This window comes from Kribbella sp. VKM Ac-2569, assembly GCF_004216905.1.
GTDB lineage: Bacteria > Actinomycetota > Actinomycetes > Propionibacteriales > Kribbellaceae > Kribbella.
The window spans coordinates 1,480,640-1,495,303 of sequence record NZ_SGXJ01000001.1; the positions used below are offsets into that span (position 1 = coordinate 1,480,640).

The 14,664-nt window shown below is 66.9% G+C and carries 17 protein-coding genes; 6 read left to right on the top strand and 11 right to left on the bottom strand.

What is annotated here, in order from left to right; translation table 11 throughout:
* From EV649_RS06835 to uidA, 3 genes are read left to right on the top strand one after another with little or no spacing between them, the layout of a single operon-like run.
* Nucleotides 1-879: a sugar ABC transporter permease gene (locus EV649_RS06835; protein WP_130381567.1), complete on the top strand. Its 879-nt coding sequence runs from the start codon at nt 1-3 to the stop codon at nt 877-879.
* A gap of 1 nt (nt 880) precedes the next feature.
* Complete coding sequence (locus EV649_RS06840; RefSeq protein WP_130381569.1) at nt 881-1,756, top strand: carbohydrate ABC transporter permease; 876 nt, start codon at nt 881-883, stop codon at nt 1,754-1,756.
* Between the two features lie 13 nt (nt 1,757-1,769).
* Nucleotides 1,770-3,554 carry a beta-glucuronidase gene (gene uidA / locus EV649_RS06845; protein ID WP_130381571.1) on the top strand — a complete coding sequence of 595 codons (1,785 nt, stop codon included), beginning with the start codon at nt 1,770-1,772 and terminating at the stop codon, nt 3,552-3,554.
* 49 nt (nt 3,555-3,603) lie between these two features.
* Here uidA and EV649_RS06850 read toward each other — a convergent pair whose 3' ends face one another.
* Complete coding sequence (locus EV649_RS06850; protein ID WP_241997797.1) at nt 3,604-5,058, bottom strand: amidase; 1,455 nt, start codon at nt 5,056-5,058, stop codon at nt 3,604-3,606.
* A gap of 116 nt (nt 5,059-5,174) precedes the next feature.
* On the opposite strand from EV649_RS06850, the gene EV649_RS06855 reads away from it, so the two are divergent.
* A complete protein-coding gene (locus EV649_RS06855) occupies nt 5,175-5,732 on the top strand; it encodes a hemerythrin domain-containing protein (protein ID WP_130381573.1) in 558 nt (185 codons plus the stop codon).
* A 27-nt stretch (nt 5,733-5,759) separates the two neighbouring features.
* Here EV649_RS06855 and EV649_RS06860 read toward each other — a convergent pair whose 3' ends face one another.
* Together EV649_RS06860 and EV649_RS06865 are read right to left on the bottom strand one after the other, a co-directional pair.
* On the bottom strand, nt 5,760-6,503 hold the full coding sequence (locus tag EV649_RS06860) for a hypothetical protein (protein WP_130381575.1): 744 nt from the start codon (nt 6,501-6,503) through the stop codon (nt 5,760-5,762).
* Between the two features lie 81 nt (nt 6,504-6,584).
* Nucleotides 6,585-6,818 carry a hypothetical protein gene (locus EV649_RS06865; RefSeq protein ID WP_130381577.1) on the bottom strand — a complete coding sequence of 78 codons (234 nt, stop codon included), beginning with the start codon at nt 6,816-6,818 and terminating at the stop codon, nt 6,585-6,587.
* A 130-nt stretch (nt 6,819-6,948) separates the two neighbouring features.
* On the opposite strand from EV649_RS06865, the gene EV649_RS06870 reads away from it, so the two are divergent.
* Complete coding sequence (locus tag EV649_RS06870) at nt 6,949-7,719, top strand: maleylpyruvate isomerase family mycothiol-dependent enzyme (RefSeq protein WP_130381579.1); 771 nt, start codon at nt 6,949-6,951, stop codon at nt 7,717-7,719.
* 35 nt (nt 7,720-7,754) lie between these two features.
* Here EV649_RS06870 and EV649_RS06875 read toward each other — a convergent pair whose 3' ends face one another.
* Nucleotides 7,755-8,693, bottom strand: a complete 939-nt coding sequence (locus EV649_RS06875; protein ID WP_130381581.1) for an NADP-dependent oxidoreductase — start codon at nt 8,691-8,693, stop codon at nt 7,755-7,757.
* A 114-nt stretch (nt 8,694-8,807) separates the two neighbouring features.
* Between EV649_RS06875 and EV649_RS06880 the strand changes: the two genes are divergently transcribed.
* Nucleotides 8,808-9,320 carry a MarR family transcriptional regulator gene (locus EV649_RS06880; protein ID WP_130381582.1) on the top strand — a complete coding sequence of 171 codons (513 nt, stop codon included), beginning with the start codon at nt 8,808-8,810 and terminating at the stop codon, nt 9,318-9,320.
* Nucleotides 9,321-9,339: 19 nt separating this feature from the next.
* On the opposite strand, the gene EV649_RS06885 is transcribed toward EV649_RS06880, so the two are convergent.
* From EV649_RS06885 to EV649_RS06915, 7 genes are all read right to left on the bottom strand, one after another.
* Nucleotides 9,340-10,068, bottom strand: a complete 729-nt coding sequence (locus EV649_RS06885; RefSeq protein ID WP_130381584.1) for a pentapeptide repeat-containing protein — start codon at nt 10,066-10,068, stop codon at nt 9,340-9,342.
* 28 nt (nt 10,069-10,096) lie between these two features.
* Nucleotides 10,097-11,047, bottom strand: a complete 951-nt coding sequence (locus EV649_RS06890) for a zinc-binding dehydrogenase (protein ID WP_130381586.1) — start codon at nt 11,045-11,047, stop codon at nt 10,097-10,099.
* A gap of 116 nt (nt 11,048-11,163) precedes the next feature.
* Nucleotides 11,164-11,346, bottom strand: a complete 183-nt coding sequence (rpmF, locus tag EV649_RS06895; RefSeq protein WP_130381588.1) for a 50S ribosomal protein L32 — start codon at nt 11,344-11,346, stop codon at nt 11,164-11,166.
* A gap of 13 nt (nt 11,347-11,359) precedes the next feature.
* Nucleotides 11,360-12,235, bottom strand: a complete 876-nt coding sequence (locus tag EV649_RS06900; protein ID WP_198682454.1) for a metal ABC transporter permease — start codon at nt 12,233-12,235, stop codon at nt 11,360-11,362.
* Nucleotides 12,236-12,240: 5 nt separating this feature from the next.
* Nucleotides 12,241-13,044, bottom strand: coding sequence for an ABC transporter ATP-binding protein (locus EV649_RS06905; RefSeq protein WP_130381592.1), 804 nt, complete (start codon nt 13,042-13,044; stop codon nt 12,241-12,243).
* Nucleotides 13,041-13,976, bottom strand: coding sequence for a zinc ABC transporter substrate-binding protein (locus EV649_RS06910; RefSeq protein WP_130381594.1), 936 nt, complete (start codon nt 13,974-13,976; stop codon nt 13,041-13,043). The genes EV649_RS06905 and EV649_RS06910 overlap by 4 nt, the downstream gene beginning before the upstream one ends.
* 81 nt (nt 13,977-14,057) lie before the next feature.
* Nucleotides 14,058-14,531 (bottom strand): transcriptional repressor, encoded by a 474-nt coding sequence (locus EV649_RS06915; protein ID WP_241997799.1) that lies wholly within the window; start codon nt 14,529-14,531, stop codon nt 14,058-14,060.
* Nucleotides 14,532-14,664: the final 133 nt, after the last annotated feature.

The following is a 14,664-nucleotide window of genomic DNA, read 5'->3' on the forward strand; positions in this document are numbered from 1 at the left end:
ATGGGTGCACGCGCACGGCGTACGGCGATCGCTTGGACCTTCTGCGGCCCGTTCATCGCACTCTTCGCCACCTTCGGGCTCTGGCCGGTCATCTCGTCGCTGTCGATGAGCGTCACGGACATCACCGCCCGGGACATCCGGACCCCGTTCGGCGTCAACTTCGTCGGCCTCGCGCACTACACCGCGCTCTTCACCGATCCGACGTTCCTCCGCGCTGTTGTGAACACGCTGTACTTCGTCGCCGTGGGAATCCCCCTGACGATGGTCATCGCCCTGGCGATCGCTGTCGCTCTCAATTCCGGGATCCGGCGGGCGAAGGGCTTCTTCCGGGTCGGCTACTTCGCGCCGGTCGTGACCAGCGTCGTGGCGATCGCTGTGGTGTGGAGGTACCTGTACGAGCCGGACGGAATGATCAACTCGATCCTGGCCGTCGTCGGGATCCACGGGCCGGACTGGCTGAACGACCCGAACTGGTCCATGCCCGCCCTGATCCTGATGGCGGTCTGGCGCCACTTCGGCATTCCGATGGTGATCTTCCTGGCCGGCCTGCAGTCCATCCCGGCGGACCTGCTCGAGGCGGCTCGCGTCGACGGAGCCACTCGCTGGCAGTCCTTTCGCAGTGTCACGCTGCCGCTGCTCAGACCGACGACACTGGTGGTCGCCGTACTGCTGAGCATCGGCTACCTGCAGTTCTTCGAGGAGCCGTTCGTGATGACGAGCGGTGGACCGCTGGGCAGTACGACGTCGATCAGCTACTACGCCTACGAGCAGTTCGGCTTCGGCAACTACGGCATGGCCTCTGCTGCGTCGTACGTGCTGGTGGCCGCTATCGGGCTGCTCAGCTTCGTACAGTTCCGCATCTTCCGAGCGAGGGCATGAGATGACCGCCACGACCGTGAGTACCGTTGCGTCCGCCTCCGGCGTCAAAGCCGCCACGCGCCTCCGGCCCGCCCGCATCCTGCTGTACGGCGCCCTCGCACTGGGCCTCGTCGCGACGCTGGCCCCGTTCGCGTGGATGTTCCTGGGGTCGATCAAGCCGACCGGCGAGATCGTCGCGAACCCGAGCGTCTGGCTGCCCCGCTCCCCGACGTTCGGAAACTTCCAGCAGCTGCTGTCGAAGCAGAACTTCGCGCTCTACTTCTTCAACAGCACGCTCGTCGCCGTGACCTGTGTCGCGGGGAACCTGCTCTTCAGCTCGATGGCCGGGTACGCGTTCGCGAAGCTGGAGTTCGCCGGAAAGCGGCTCCTGTTCGGCCTCGTCCTCGCGATGCTGATCATCCCTGGCGTCACCACCTTCGTGCCGCTCTTCGTGCTGGTCAGCAATCTAGGGCTGAGCAACTCCTACCTCGGGTTGATCCTGCCCTTCGTCGTGACACCACTCGGTGTGTTTCTCATGCGCCAGTTCATCAACGACGTACCGGATTCACTCGTCGAAGCTGCCCGCCTGGACGGTGCGGGTGATGCGCGGATCTTTCTCAGGGTCGTCCTTCCGCTCTGCCGGCCGCCACTGGCGACCCTGGCGATCCTGACCTTCCTGGCCCAGTGGAACAACTTCCTCTGGCCGCTGGTGATCGCGCAAACTGAAGATCACTACACGCTGCCGGTCGCGCTCGCGCTGTTCTCGGTCGGTGCCAACGGCACCAACTACGGTCTGCTGCTGTCCGGCGCCGTCACCGTCGTCACCCCCATCGTGCTGCTGTTCCTCGTCCTTCAGAAGCAGTTCATCCAGGGCATCGCCAATACCGGCCTGAAATAAGGAGAATCCGAAGATGCTTCGTCCGCAGGACGGACCTACCCGCGAACGACGCTCTCTGGCCGGCTTGTGGAGGTTCAGGCTGGATGCCGAGGGCGCCGGCCGCACCCAGGCGTGGTGGCGCACGCCGCTCGCGAACGCAATGGACCTCCCGGTGCCCGCCAGCTACAACGACATCTACCCCGACACGGCAATCCGCGACCATGTCGGCGACGTCTGGTATCAGACCAGCGTGTGGGTGCCCACAGGCTGGGCGGAGCAGCGGATCGTACTGCGCTTCGACGCCGCAACCCACCGCGCGACCGTCTGGGTCAACGACGCCGAGGTCGTCCAGCACGAAGGCGGCTACACCCCTTTCGAAGCCGACGTCACCGCACACCTGCGACCCGGAACCGAGAACCGCCTGACGGTCCTGATCAACAACGAGCTGAGCTGGACGACGATCCCGCCGGGCACCATCGAGACGCGTCCCGATGGCCGCCGGGTGCAGCGCTACCTCCACGACTTCTTCAACTACGCGGGACTCCACCGGCCGGTCTGGCTCTACACCACACCGCGGGCGCACATCAGCGATCTCACCGTGACTACCGCGTTCGACGACACCACGGGGATCATCGACTATCTGGCGGACATCACCGGCGAAGGGGCGCTCCGCGTCGTACTGCGCGATGCATCAGGTAACGAAGTGGCTGCAGCCGACGGTGCGGCGGGTGCGTTGCGCGTGCCCGACGTACATCCCTGGGCGCCCGGCGACGGCTATCTCTACGAACTCGAGGCCTCGCTCCTCGGTAGGTCCGGGAACGTCATCGACAGCTATCGGCAAGCGGTCGGCGTACGCACGATCGAAGTACGCGGACAGCAGTTCCTGATCAACGGAAATCCCTTCTACTTCAAGGGTTTCGGTAAACACGAGGACGCGGCGGTGCGCGGTAAGGGGCACGACGACGTACTCATGCTGCACGACTTCGCATTGCTCGACTGGATCGGCGCGAACTCGATCCGCACCTGCCACTACCCACACGCCGAAGAGGTCCTCGACTACGCCGACCGGCACGGCGTGGTCGTCATCGGCGAGACTCCGGCCGTCGGCCTCAACCGCAACATCGGCGGAGGTGTCTTCGGCTCCGGAAAACGAGTGCCGACGTTTTCCGCGGACGCAGTCGGCGACGATGCTCAACGCGCCCACCTCCAGGCGATCCAAGAACTGGTAGCCCGCGACAAGAACCACCCCAGCGTGGTGATGTGGTGCCTGGCCAACGAACCCGACCACGTCCAGCCAGAAGCACGCGACTACTTCGCACCACTCGCCGCGGAAGCCCGGCGGCTCGACCCCACGCGGCCCGTCGCCTACGCCAACGCGCTCCTCGCTCCGCCGAAAGAGTGCGTGATCACCGACCTGTTCGACGTCATCCTGCTCAACCGCTATTACGGCTGGTACTTCGGCACCGGCGACCTCGAATCAGCCGAGACCGAACTGGAAGCCGAACTCCGCGACTGGGCCAAGCTGCACGACAAGCCCATCATCATCTCCGAGTACGGCGCCGACACCTACCCGGGCCTGCGCAACACCCTGCCCACTCCATGGACCGAGGAATACCAGACCGAACTGCTCGACGTGTACCACCGCGTCTTCGACCGGATCGACGCGGTAGTGGGCGAACAGGTCTGGACCTTCGCCGACTTCGCCACGGTCCCCGGCATCTTCCGCGTCGACGGCAACAAGAAAGGCATCTTCACCCGCGACCGCCGACCCAAGACCGCTGCCTTCCACCTCCGCACCCGCTGGCGCAAAGACCAATGAAGCCCGCCGGCCTCGCGGCTCGTGCGTACGCACTACACGTAGGACACGCCTACCTCGGTGGCTGGAAGCCGATCGTCTGCTCGAGCAGTTCGGCCAGCCGCAGCGGGGTGCGGTCCTCGAACATCGGACCGATGAGCTGCACTCCCACCGGTAGACCGTCGGACGACAGGCCCGCTGGTACGGCGGTGGCGGGCAGGCCGGGCATGGTGGCCAGACCGGCCCAGACAAGCTGGTCGAAGAACGGGTACTCGACGCCGTCGATGTCGATCCGGCGTGCCAACAGATCAGGGTCGTGGTCGTGCGGGAACGCGGGAGTCGGCGTGATCGGGCACACCACGGCGTCGAACTCGGCGAAGAGCTGCCGCCAGCCGTGACGGTGGAGCTCGCGGCGGTTGTTCGCCTCCATCCAGTCGCGGTGGCTGAACACCATCCCTCGCAACCGCGCCGCATCGAGACTGTGGTCGTCCGCGCTCAATCCGGCGGCGCGGGTCCGTAGCTGCTCATATGCATCGACGGGAAAGCGCGCAACGGAGCCCGAGAACAGCAACTGCGTGTAGAGCGTCGCGGCTTCGGCCAGGTCGGGTAGCAGCGGAGTGTGCCGTTCGACGTGGGCGCCGCCGGCGACAAGTGCTTCAGCCACCCGGTTCACGCCCGCCCGCACAGCGGACCCGGTCGGGATGAGCGGATGCTCGTCGAGGACCAGGACCCGGAAGTCGCTCAGCCGCTCGTGGCGGGCGGGCGGCAGCGTCACGTCGTACGCCACGCCAAGCGTCAGCGGGTCCGGCCCGGCCATGACGTCGAGCAGGAGCGAGAGGTCGCGGGCGGTGCGCGCCATCGGACCGACGACGGCGAGGTCGAGGTCAACTGGCAATGCCGGCGCGTCCGGCGGCACCATCCCGCGGGCGGCCACCAGACCGAGTGTCGGCTTGTGCGCGTAGACACCGCAGAAATGCGCGGGGGTGCGCAGCGAGCCGCCGATATCGGAGCCGATGGACAACGCGCCGAATCCGGACGCCAGCGCCGCCGCCGATCCGCCGGAGGAGCCGCCCGACGTACGAGCGTGATCCCACGGGTTGTTCGTCGTACCGTAGATCTCGTTGAAGCTCTGCAGATCCTGCAGCCCCAAGGGCACATTGGTCTTACCGAGCACCACCGCGCCGGCGGCCCGCAGCCGCGACACCTGTACCGCGTCCTCGGCCGGCACATAGTCCCGGTACTGCGGCATGCCCCAAGTCGTGGGCAGCCCGGCGACGTCGTACGACTCCTTGACCGTCACCGGAATACCGAGCAGCGGCCGGTCCTCGCCGCGGGCGCGCGCCTGGTCGGCACCGCGCGCGGCGGCCCGCGCACGGTCGTAGTCCGGCACGCAGATCGCGTTGATCGCCTTGTCGTCCCGCTCGATACGGGCGATCGCCTCGTCGGTCAGTTCCACCGAGGTCACCGCACCGGCACGCAACGCGACCGCGAGCTCTTCGGCCGTCCGAAACTCTCTCTCCATGAACATGAATCGGACGTTATCGACCTACCTCAGAGGCCATAAAATCCCGATTTGCACCAGAGGGGGTGGCTGCATATGCCCGGGTACTTGGTGATCACCACAACGGGCGAAAGGACAATGAGATGGCCAGCGACGTAGTCGATCTGATCATGCAGGACCACCGCGAGGTCGAGCGACTGTTCGACGAACTCAAGGACAGCCCCGAGAAGCGTCCGAACCTGCTGCCGGTGCTGACCACGTTGCTCACCGCCCACAGCCGCGCCGAAGAGGCAGAGGTCTACCCGGTCGCGGCCGCCGAGGCAGGCGAGAAGGAAGAGGTCTCGCACAGTCAGCAGGAGCACATCGAGGCCGACCAGTTGCTGGCGAAACTCGCCGCGACCGATCCGGCATCGGCCAAGTTCGACACGGTTCTGCAGAACCTGATCGACGCGGTGTCGCACCATGTCGAGGAGGAAGAGACCAAGGTCCTGCCCGGGATGCGGTCCAACCTGTCCGACGAACGCCGTACCCAGCTCGGTGAAGCCTTCGTTGCCAGCCGCAAACAACACCTCGGCGAACAGCCCGGCGACATGACCCGTGACCAACTCGCCCAGCAAGCCGGAAACGCCGGCATCTCCGGCACCTCAGGCCTCAGCAAGGACCAACTCCAGAAAAAGGTCCAAAAAGAAGCCGAAAGCTGACCGTCGGCGCTGCGGGGGCAATGAGCTCTAGCTGAGTTCTGAGCGGGCCAGGCGGAGGAAAGCTTTGAGGCCGGCTATTACCTCCTGGTTGTCGGTGAGGCGGGTCAGGGAGTGTTCGAACTGGCGGGCGTGAGCGTCCACCTTGGCGTGCAAGGCTCTGTCTCGGGCGGCGGCGTTGGCGTCGGCGGTGGCTAGCCCTTGCTCCAGGTGAGTGAGGCGGCGGCCTTGATCGTGTGATTCGTCATGCAGGGTCTCGAGGTCGGCCTTCATGGTGTCCAGGCGGCGGAGCGTTTCGATCAGGTCGTCGCGGGGGTGCTTGATGTCCTGCAGCATGGTGGTCATCCGGTCGCGCAGGTAGCTGAAGTAGGCGCCTGCCGGCCGGAAGAACGTGCTGATCAAATAGAGGCCGGCCAGGTAGTAGCCGATCGCGCCGTCGGACAGATAGGTGATCAAGGCAACGAGTGCCGCGGACACCAGATGGGACCCGACCGCGAACCAGCGCATGCGAGAGGCGATGCGTCGTGCCTCTGGTTCCCGCTCAGCCGGTACGTCGATGCCGCGGTCACGGCTCGTCCGGATCTCATGAATCAGTGCGTGCGCCTGAAAGTAGAGGTTCCACGGCACAGTCAGCAGCAGAATCAACCAGAGCAGACACAGCACACCAAGGAACAACGACAGGATCTCCTGGAGCGGCACATCGGCGATCGCAACCAGCACGATGGCGACAATCGTGACGACCACAGCCCCGCAGAACACCCAGATCTTCGACATACCCAGCAGACTGCCCGACCCCACCACCCCCGAAATCGGTACAACTACTCAGCCAGGCCGGACGCAACTGGACCGAGACAGCTACCGACGGACCGCCTTGTACTCCACAGCCGGCTCACCCGTCCGGGGATTGCGCTTGTCGGCGCTCGGACGGGTTTCGTACCACCCTCGTTCGAGTCCCTCCACAAGACAGGCGCGCACCAGGTTCCCCGACAAGCCGACCAGGCGGCATGCGGCCCCGACGTTGGCGTAGTCGCCGTACCCCAGGAGTCTGCTGTGCACTTCCTCGATCCGCGCTTCCGAAGGTTGATACATCTCGCGCACCTCCACCTTCCGCCTGTCACCCCAGACGACGACGTCCAGCCTCGGTCCAGCCTATCCGCAACGTCGCTGGTCGAACTGGGCATGCCGGAAGAAAGCCGTGGGCTGCGGGGTTGGGGCTCGTATGAGCACACTTGTCGACCGCGTTGTCGCGGCGTTGCGGGCCAACCATGACGACCTTGCTGCACTGGTGCCGACCTTGTCCGATCAACAGCTGAGGGGCCGCAGTGGGGCGGCGGAGTGGACCGTCGCTCAGGCGCTCTCGCACCTCGGAAGCGGTGCTGAGATCTCCCGCAAGCCGATCGCGATCGCGGCAGGCGAGCACGTCGAGGCTGAGGACAACCAGTCGATCTGGGCCCGCTGGAACGCCGCGTCCCCGGCCGACCAGGCGGCCGGGTTCATCAAACACAACGCCGCGTACCTCGACACGGTCGACGGGCTCAGCGCCGAGCAGCGCGATCTCCAGATCGACATGGGCATCCTGCCCCAGCCGGTGCCGCTGGTGGTGGCGCTCGGCCTGCGGCTCAACGAGGTCGCCAGCCATTCCTGGGACGTACGCGTCGGAGTCGACCCGTCGGCAACCTTGGATCCGGACTCGGCCGAGCTGCTGATCGATCTCTTCGCCGGGCCGCTAGGTTTCCTTCTGGGTTTCTCGAGCAAGGCCGACCAGCTCGAGCAGGAAGTCCGCCTGGCGATCCCAGGCGGCAGCATCGAGATCACCGACGCGGTCACCGTGGCCGACGCGGTCGACGACCCGACAGCCACCTTCGAGGGTCCGGCAGAGGCCGTAGTGCGGCTACTGACCGGACGGCTCGGCGCCGAGCACGCCGCGGGTGTGACCGTGACCGGCAACGTCACGCTGGACGAGCTCCGGCAGGTCTTCCCCGGCTACTAGCCACCAGCCGGTGACGGCACCTGCCGGCGGGATCGTCAGACGGCGGGTGGGACGGCCACGATCTTGCCGTGGATCTGTCCCGTCTCGGCCTGCTGGTGGATCGTGGGCAGCTCGCTCAGCGGCACGCGCCGGGCGATCTCGACGTGGAGGTCGCCGCTGTCGATGAGGGCGACGAGGTTCGAGAGCACGTCCGCGTCGGGGTGGACGAAGATCGTGGCCGCGCGCACGTTTCGCTCCTCGTCGCCGGGCGTCGTCACGGTCGGGGTCGTGGAGACGACAACACCGCCGTCACGAACCCGTGTTACCAGGGCGGTGAACCCGTCCGGGGTGATCGGGGCCAGGTTGAGCAGTACGTCGACAGGCTCGGTGACCGCATCGAGCACAGAGGTGGCCGTGTGGTCGATGATCTCGTCCGCACCGGCCGCCTTGACGATCTCGCTGCTGCGCGGGCTCGCCGTGGCGATGACGTGCGCACCGGCGCGCTTCGCCAGCTGTACGGCGTACCCGCCCACCGGGCCGCCGGCACCGTTGATCAGCACCCGCTGACCTGCCTTGAGTTCGCCGGCCTCGAAGAGTGCTTGTGAGGCGGTGAGTCCGACCGACGGCAACCCGGCAGCATCGGCAAGCGGGATGCGCACCGGAGCCTTCACCAGTGCGTCCGCCGGAGCGACGACGTACTGCGCTGCCGAACCGTCAGCGTTCATGGGGATGAACCCGACGACGTTCTCGCCCACGGTGAGGCCATCCACCCCGTCGCCGAGCGCGTCGATCGTGCCGGAGACGTCGTAGCCCGGAACGTGCGGCAGCGTCACCGGGATCGGCAGAAAACCGCCGCGGATGCCGCCGTCGGCCGGGTTGTACGCCGACCCCGCGACCAGGATGCGCACCTCACCCGCGCCGGGGACCGGCTGGTCGGCGTCCTCGTAGCGCAGAACCTCGGGGCCGCCCGTTGCGTGGAACCGTACTGCCTTCATGATCTGTTTCCCTTCGGTGATGTGCTTCGGATTCGAAGCAACTGAGAACCACCGTAGCGCTGCTTCGAAGTCGAAGCAAGTGCTTCGAGTTAGAAGCACTGATAAACTCGGCCCATGACCTCACCGCGGCCTTCTCTGGACGCCACGCAGCTGGGCGCGTACTTCGCCCTCATCGAGGCGAGCAGCCTGCTGAAGCACGCCGTCGAGCAGCAACTGCGAGAGGCCGGGGACCTCAGCTACGTGCAGTTCCAGCTCCTGGCCACCCTCGGCGACTCCCCGACGGGCAGTCAGCGGATGACCGATCTGGCCGACGGTGTCGTCTACAGCCGCAGCGGACTGACCTACCAGGCCCAGACGCTGGAGAAGCGGGACCTCGTGACCCGGACGCAGTCCTCCGATGACGAGCGCAGCACCACCGTCACCATCACCGACGAGGGACGTGCCGTGCTCGCGACGGTCTTCCCTGGTCACATCGCGGTCCTCGACGACCTGCTGTTCGCCCCGCTGTCCCGCTCCGACATCGAGACACTCGCCGACATCCTCGCCCGCGCACGAGACCATATGCGTCGGACGCCGCCGCGGTCGGCGGCACCACGGCGACGCAGGAAAACAACCCAAGCTCCCTAGGTCGTTCCTGTGCGGTGTCCTAGATTGCGAAGAGACGGCGGGCGAGGGTGGCGAGGGCTGGGGATTCGTAGTCACGGTGGTTGTGCAACGCGGCGCCGGTGTCTGTGCCGGGGCCTTTGAGGGCGTTCGTCAGCTCGGCTCGGAGGAGGTGAGCTTCCGGCGACGGGTCGGACTCGAGTGCGGCCAACGCGCGTCGGGCGGCGGGGCGGTAGTTGGGGATGAAGAAGATTCCGGGGTCGCCGGGGAGTACGACGTTGTCGGGATGGGCGTCCCAGAACTCGACGTGAGTGAAGGCTGCCGCACCGAAATCCAGGTTGCGCAGTGGCGCCGGGGCCGGGCGGTCGGGTCGGGGGCGGCAGTCGAAGACGACGTCGCGGAGCGCGCCGGCGAAGGTGCAGTCGCGGAGATCGCACTGCTCGAACTGGACACCGTCAAGACGCGCCTTCGAGAAGTCGCAGCCGTCGAAGAGCGCGCCGATCATCACTGCGCCGCGAAGGTCGGCGCCGGCGAACGAGACCCGCTGCCACTCGTTCCGGCGCTTCCGGTGCCAGCTTCCCAGTACGGCGTCCCGCAGGTCGGCCCCGGCGAACGAGGAGTCCACCACCTTCGTGTCCCAGATCCGCAGATCCCGCAGCGACGCGTCCCCGAAATCGCAGCCCTCGATCCGGCTGCCCGTCCAGCGCAGCCCAACGGCCTGGGACCCGCGATGGCCCTCGCCGCGCAACCTTGCCTTCTTGAGATGGTCCACGGACCGAAAATAGTCGCTGTGGTGGGTCTCAGGTGAGCAGCAGGGTCTTGCCGCCGGTTGTGCGGGATTCGATCGCGGCGTGGGCGGCGGCAGCTTCGGTCAGCGGGAAGGTCTGACCGATGGTGGGTTGGATTCTGCCGGCCGCAAGGTCCCTGAGTGCCCGGCGCGGCAGTTCACGCCAAGCCACCGGATCGGGCTGGAAGATTCCGACCACGGCGACGTCACGGTTCCCCGACGTACCGGCGAACTCCCCGCTTGCCGCACCGTAGGCAAGGAAGCGGCCGCCGGAGCGGGTGATCGCGTACGCCGCCCTGCCGATGTCCCCACCGGCGCCGTCGAAAACCACGTCCACCGCGTCCAGCCCGTCGGTCCAGCCGGGAGCCGAGTAGTCCACGACTTGGTCCGCGCCCAGGCCGCGGGCGTACTGAAGCTTGGCGTCACCGCGCGCGGCCGCGACCACTGTCGCGCCTGTTGCCGAAAGCAACGGAATCAACCAGCTGCCGAGGCTGCCCGCGGCGGCCGTGACCAGGACTCGCTCCCCGGCCGCGACCTTGCCCAGGTCGAGTTGCGCCAACGCCGTGGCCCCGTCGTGCAAGGCGGCCAGCGCGACCGTCATCTCCAGTTCGTCCGGTACGGCGAACACCTCGGCCATCGGTACGGCGACCTGCTCGGCGTACCCACCGCCGTTGTAGGTTCCAACTCCCCCGGTACCCGCGATCACCCGCCGCCCGACGAGCCCCGCATCCGCGCCGTCTCCGACCGCCCGAACCACCCCGGCAACGCCCGCTCCCGGGATGAACGGCGGTCGCACCGAGAAATACTCCTGCCCCCATCCGGCCCGGAGCTGAGTGTCCAAGAACAACACCTCGGCCGCCACCACGTCGACCACAGCCTCTCCCGCCGCAGCCTCCACCTGCGGAACCTCAACTGCCTCCAGCACCTCTGGTCCCCCGAACCGCACCACCTGCACCGCGCGCACTTCGCACCACCTCAACTCGACAACGTCCTCCGACGCTAAAACCTGAACATTGGTCTAGGTCAAACGCGGCGTGCCGGGCGGGGGGTGCGGAGGCCGAGGGTGCGCCGGCAGCCTGGTTATGAAGGGCGGCCCGTGCGCGGGTCGACCAGGCCGCGCTGTACGGCGGCTACCAGGCGGCGCGGGACGAGGTGACGATCGCCGTCGACGATCACCGGCACCAAGGGTTGGGGCGCCGCCTTCCAGTTCGAGCGGCGGTGGCGGGTGTTGCTGCGGGACATGCGGCGTTTCGGGACGGCCATGAGTTCCTCCAGGTCAGGTGGCGTGAGCCGGCTCGGTCGAGCGATGAGAGGTACGGCGTACGGACAGGAGTCGGCAGGTCAGGTAGATGGCGAAGGAGATGCTTGTGATGTAAGGGCTGATCGGGACCGAACTGCCGGCGGCGAGCAGGATTCCTCCGACCGACGCGACCACGGCGAAGGCGGTGCTGAGCAGTGGAACCCAGACCGGTGACGAGGAGACTCGTAGCGCCGCGGCCGCGGGTGTGACCAGGAGCGAGAGCACGAGTAGCGCGCCGACGATCTGCACCGAGACCGCGACCGCGAGGCCGAGCAGGATCATGAAGGCGATCGACATGAGGCCGACCGGGACACCGCGGGCAGCGGCGACGTCCGCGTCCGTACTCGCGAACAGCAACGGTCGCCAGATCACGACCAGCCCGACGGCCACGACGGCGGAGATGACGATCAGCGACTTGATCTGCGGATCGTCGATCGCCACGATCTGCCCGGTGAGCAGGCCGAACTTGTTCGCCGCCCGCCCGTGGTAGAGGCCGAGACACAAGATCCCGAGTCCGAGGCCGAACGGCATCAGGACGGCGGTCACCGAGTTGCGGTCCCGGGCGCGAGCACCGAGTATGCCGATCAGCAGCGCTGCTGTCAGCGATCCGAGCAGGGCTCCGGTGACGACACTGGCTCCGAAGAGCAGGCTGGCCGCCGCACCGGCGAAGGACAGTTCGCTGACGCCGTGCACGGCGAACGCCATGTCGCGCATCATCACGAACACGCCGATCAGGCCGCCGACGATGCCGAGCACGACGCAGGCGATGATCGAGTTCTTCAACAGGGGCAGGAGTTGTCCGTAATCGGAGAAGTTGAAGATCTCCGACCAGACCGTGCCGAGACTGTCCAGGCCGATCACCGGAGCACCGCCGCTTCCGGGTGGTGGTACGGGTCGTGGTCCGGCACACCCGCGACCAGGATCCGTCCGTTGTGCCGGATGACTTCGACCGGGGCGTCGAACAGTTCACTCAGTACGTCGGTGGTCATCACCTCGTCCGGCGTACCGATCCGGAACCGGTGGTTCGCGATGTAGAGCACCCGATCGACCTTGTCGAGGATCGGGTTGATGTCGTGGGTGACGAACAGGACGCCGAGGTCGAGCCGGCGGCGGGCGTTGTCGACCAGATCACTGACCAGCCGTTGGTGCGGCAGGTCGAGCGACAGCAGCGGTTCGTCGCACAACAGCAGCCGCGGATCGGCCGCGAGCGCCTGCGCGATCCGCAACCGTTGTTGCTCGCCGCCCGACAGGGACGACAACGGAGTGGACGCGTAGGCCTCAGCTCCGACCGACGAGAGCAACTGGTTGACCCGCTGACGCCGTGCCCGGGACGGAATCGGAACACCCCACCGGTGCCCGTCCACCCCGAGCGCCACGAGGTCCCGGCCGCGGAGCGGTACGCCGTCCTCGGCCAGCCGCTGTTGTGGCACGTATCCGATCCGCCGATCGCCCCGACGTACCGGCGAACCAAGGAACGTCGCGGACCCGGACCACAACCGGACCTGGCCGAGAACGACCTTCAGCAGGCTCGACTTGCCCGATCCGTTGGCGCCCAGTACGGCGATCAGCTCGCCGCTGCTGACCTCGAGATCGAGACCTTCCCAGAGCGCGCGACCCCCGAAGCCGAGCGCGGCCCGCTCCAGGCGCAGTACGACGCTCACTGCCCGAGCGCGGCGCCGACCGCCGTGAGGTTTGCCGACATCCAGCCGACGTAATCCTTGCCGCTCGGGAGGGTCTCGGTGACCGGTACCACCGGGATGTTGTTCTGCTTGGCGGCGTTCAGCACCTTCTCGGTCTCCGGACCGGTCGTCTGCGCGTTGTACGCGAGCAGCTTGACCTCGTGCTTGCTGTACAGCTGCAAGGTCTCGTCCAGCACCTTCGCCGGTACGTCGCTGTCCTCCTCGATGGCCTCGCTGAACTCGTCAGGAGTCTTGTTCTGCAGGCCGATCGCGTCGAGCAGGTAGACCGGCACCGGCTCGGTGATGGCGACCGGCTGACCGTCGTACTTCGCCTTGAGCGTCGCCTCCTGCTGCGTCAGCGCCTCGATCTTCTGTTTGAGAGCGTCGGCGTTCTGCTGGAACGTCGACGCGTCGCCGGGCGCGGCCTTGGCGTAGGCCTGCTGGATCTGGTCGATGACCTTTGCGACCGTCGGGAAGTCGTACCAAACGTGCTCGTTGAGCTCCTCGCCGCCGGCCGCCTTCTTGCCGGAGATGGTCACCGCATTCAGCACGGTCGCCGAGGTGTTCTTCGCACTCTTCAGCATCCGGTCCATGAAGTCGTCGTAGCCGCCGCCGTTCTCGAGCACCACCGCGGCATCGGCCAGCGCCAACTGGTTGCGGGTGTTCGCTTCGTACTCGTGCGGATCGGCATCCGGACTGGTGATGATCGACGTGACCTCGACCTTGTCGCCACCGATGGTGCCGGCCAGATTGCCCCAGACATCGGTCGACGCGACCACCTTGATCTTCGCGCCACCGGACGCACCGGGCGACGACGTGGACCCGGCGGCAGCGTCACCACCCGACGAGCAGCCGCTCAGCCCCAGAGCGACGACGGTGACGACAGCGGGCACAGCGAACAGTCTGCGACTCATGGCAGAACCAACCTTTGAGCGGAGTGAAATGACAACCGTTATCATTATCGCATCCGCCCCGGATCCGCCAGCCGCGGCCCCCTAGGAACCCGGGACCGGCCGGCGGCATGGCGGCTCGCCGTTGGAGGCCGCGGGCAGGCAGTCCGCGCAGATGCCGGACAGCTCCAAGGTGTGTTCGACGTCCGTGAATCCGGAGTCCGTGGCGATCCGCTCGGCCCAACGCTCGACCACCTCGGCGTCGACCGGCCGGCTCAGACCGCAACAGCGACAGATCAGGTAGTGCCGATGCCCGGCGGCTGGGCGCTGCCGGTAGTACCGCCCACCCGGATCGTCCCGTACGACGTCCACCAGCTCGGCACACTCGAGATCGTGCAGCGCTCGATACACCGTGGTCAGGCCGATCGTCGCGCCCGACGACGTCAGCAACGCATGCAACTCCCGCGCCGACACGAAGTCCACGCAGCCCCCGAGCGCACCGAGGATCGCAGCCCGCTGACGCGTCCGCCGTACCCCGACATCGTCGGCACTCAACCGCCGCAGACCCTTCGACCCCACCTCGCGCAGCGCTCCTCCTCGAACGGACGGTTTGCGCTCAACACTAAATGAACATGGTTTCCATGTCCATCATGCCCACGGAATCGCGCCGAGCCGTTCGAAGGTCGCCATGGCGCTGCTCAGGTGGATACGC

Excerpts from the sequence above, each read along its gene's own strand:
- EV649_RS06835 (WP_130381567.1), top strand. The coding sequence starts at position 1 with ATGGGTGCACGCGCACGGCGTACGGCGATCGCTTGGACCTTCTGCGGC.
- EV649_RS06840 (WP_130381569.1), top strand. The coding sequence starts at position 881 with ATGACCGCCACGACCGTGAGTACCGTTGCGTCCGCCTCCGGCGTCAAA.
- uidA (WP_130381571.1), top strand. The coding sequence starts at position 1,770 with ATGCTTCGTCCGCAGGACGGACCTACCCGCGAACGACGCTCTCTGGCC.
- EV649_RS06850 (WP_241997797.1), bottom strand. The coding sequence starts at position 5,058 with ATGTTCATGGAGAGAGAGTTTCGGACGGCCGAAGAGCTCGCGGTCGCG.
- EV649_RS06855 (WP_130381573.1), top strand. The coding sequence starts at position 5,175 with ATGGCCAGCGACGTAGTCGATCTGATCATGCAGGACCACCGCGAGGTC.
- EV649_RS06860 (WP_130381575.1), bottom strand. The coding sequence starts at position 6,503 with ATGTCGAAGATCTGGGTGTTCTGCGGGGCTGTGGTCGTCACGATTGTC.
- EV649_RS06865 (WP_130381577.1), bottom strand. The coding sequence starts at position 6,818 with ATGTATCAACCTTCGGAAGCGCGGATCGAGGAAGTGCACAGCAGACTC.
- EV649_RS06870 (WP_130381579.1), top strand. The coding sequence starts at position 6,949 with ATGAGCACACTTGTCGACCGCGTTGTCGCGGCGTTGCGGGCCAACCAT.
- EV649_RS06875 (WP_130381581.1), bottom strand. The coding sequence starts at position 8,693 with ATGAAGGCAGTACGGTTCCACGCAACGGGCGGCCCCGAGGTTCTGCGC.
- EV649_RS06880 (WP_130381582.1), top strand. The coding sequence starts at position 8,808 with ATGACCTCACCGCGGCCTTCTCTGGACGCCACGCAGCTGGGCGCGTAC.
- rpmF (WP_130381588.1), bottom strand. The coding sequence starts at position 11,346 with ATGGCCGTCCCGAAACGCCGCATGTCCCGCAGCAACACCCGCCACCGC.
- EV649_RS06910 (WP_130381594.1), bottom strand. The coding sequence starts at position 13,976 with ATGAGTCGCAGACTGTTCGCTGTGCCCGCTGTCGTCACCGTCGTCGCT.